A 1,171-nucleotide genomic window follows, 5' to 3' on the forward strand; every position below is an offset into this window, starting at 1 on the left:
TCGGCCAGGACCTGCATGTCGCCCGCATCCGGCAACGCGCGCCAGTACAGCGCCAGGGTGTTGGGCGCATCGCGGCGACGCCGCGGCGCGAGCAGTTCGGCGAACTCGCTGGCGACGAAGCCGCGATGCCGGCCAAGCGCTTCCAGCAATCCCGGCCAGCCGTCGAATCCAAGCGTGGCGGCCATCCGTGCCTGGTCCGGCGGATCGGCGGGTAGTGCATGCACCTGCGCATCGCGCAGCATCTGCACCCGGTTCTCGACCAGGCGCAGGAACAGGTAGGCCTCGCGCAACGAGGTGCCGGCTCCGGCCTCGACGTGGCCGGCGCGCACCATCGCGGACAGTGCCGGCAGCAGGCGCCGTTCGCGCAGCGCCGGTTCGCGCCCGCCGCGGATCAGCTGCAGCGCCTGGACCAGGAACTCGATCTCGCGGATGCCGCCGGGCCCACGCTTGATGTCGTCGGCCAGTTCCTTGCGCGCCACTTCGGCCGCGATCGCTGTCTTCATCTCGCGCAGGCCGTCGAGCGCGCCGTAGTCGAGGTAACGTCGGTAGACGAACGGTCGCAGGATCTCCAGGAAGCGTTCGCCGGCGGCGACATCGCCGGCCACGGGGCGCGCCTTCTGCCAGGCGTAGCGTTCCCAGTCGCGGCCTTCGCGCTGGTAGTAGGACTCCATCGCCGCGAACGACCAGGCGATGCGCCCGGCATTGCCGAACGGACGCAGGCGCAGGTCGACGCGATGGCAGAAGCCTTCCGCGGTGACCTCGTCGAGCAGCCGCGCCAGTTGCTGGCCGAGGCGCGAGTAGTACTGCTCGGCGGCCAGGGGACGCGGGCCATCGCTCTCGCCGTCGTCCTCGTACGCCAGGACCAGGTCGACATCGGAGGAAAAATTCAGCTCGCCGCCGCCCAGCTTGCCGAGCGCGAAGACCACCATGCGCTGCGGGCTGCCGTCGGCATGGCGGACATGGCCATGGCGCGTGGCGAAGTCGGCTTCCAGCGCCTCCAGCGCCAGTTGCAGGCAGGTATCGGCAAGCGAGGTGCTTCCGGCCAGGGTATCGGCGACCTGGTCGATGCCGAGCACGTCGCGCCAGACCAGGCGCGCGGAGCAGGCGGCGCGGTAGCGGCGCAGCACCGTGCCCCATTCGCCGGGACCGATGTCGGCCGGGCGCGGCGGGG

At 71.2% G+C, this 1,171-nt stretch carries 1 pseudogene; it reads right to left on the reverse strand.

Annotated features, from left to right (window positions below):
- Positions 1-1,171 (reverse strand): annotated as a pseudogene (locus QAA18_RS05355) (glutamine-synthetase adenylyltransferase); the annotation flags it as partial.

Origin of the sequence: Luteimonas sp. 8-5 (assembly GCF_029763755.1) — a bacterium.
Lineage (GTDB): Bacteria > Pseudomonadota > Gammaproteobacteria > Xanthomonadales > Xanthomonadaceae > Cognatiluteimonas.